Origin of the sequence: Vibrio sp. 10N.286.49.E11, assembly GCF_041469505.1 — a bacterium.
GTDB lineage: Bacteria > Pseudomonadota > Gammaproteobacteria > Enterobacterales > Vibrionaceae > Vibrio > Vibrio crassostreae_C.
In genome coordinates, this window is sequence record NZ_JBFRKQ010000140.1 from 1 (window position 1) to 963 (window position 963).

The window sequence follows — 963 nt, forward strand, 5'->3', positions numbered from 1 at the left end:
CTCAACAGTCATTTGAACGTTGTCACCTGGCATTACCATTTCTACGCCTTCTGGTAGAGTGATGTCGCCTGTTACGTCAGTTGTACGGAAGTAGAACTGTGGACGGTAACCTTTGAAGAAAGGAGTGTGACGGCCGCCTTCGTCTTTAGAAAGTACGTATACTTCAGACTCAAACTTAGTGTGTGGGTTGATAGAACCTTTCGCAGAAAGTACTTGACCACGTTCAACGTCATCACGCTTAGTACCACGTAGAAGTGCACCAACGTTCTCACCTGCACGACCTTCGTCAAGCAGTTTACGGAACATTTCAACACCAGTACAAGTAGTAAGAGTAGTCTCTTTGATACCAACGATTTCTACTTCGTCACCTACACGTAGGATACCGCGTTCGATACGACCAGTTACAACAGTACCACGACCTTGAATTGAGAATACATCTTCAATTGGTAGTAGGAACGGTTGGTCAACTGCACGCTCTGGCTCAGGAATGTAAGAATCTAGTGCTTCTGCAAGCTCAACGATCTTGTCTTCCCACTGCTTCTCGCCGTTTAGTGCGCCAAGTGCAGAACCTTGGATAACTGGTAGGTCATCACCTGGGAAGTCGTATTCAGAAAGAAGTTCACGAACTTCCATCTCAACTAGCTCAAGTAGCTCTTCGTCATCTACCATGTCACATTTGTTCATGAATACGATGATGTAAGGGATACCAACTTGACGACCAAGTAGGATGTGCTCACGAGTTTGAGGCATAGGGCCGTCAGTCGCAGCAACAACTAGGATACCGCCGTCCATTTGTGCAGCACCAGTGATCATGTTTTTAACATAATCCGCGTGTCCTGGACAGTCTACGTGTGCGTAGTGACGTGCTGGAGTGTCGTACTCAACGTGAGAAGTTGCGATTGTGATACCGCGCTCACGCTCTTCTGGAGCGTTATCGATAGATGCGAAATCTTTAGCAACACC

The 963-nt window shown here is 46.9% G+C and carries 1 protein-coding gene; it reads right to left on the reverse strand.

What is annotated here, in order from left to right; all coding sequences use genetic code 11:
- Positions 1–963 (reverse strand): elongation factor Tu (tuf, locus tag AB4167_RS21865; protein WP_372137018.1); only part of this gene is annotated, 963 nt, incomplete at both ends.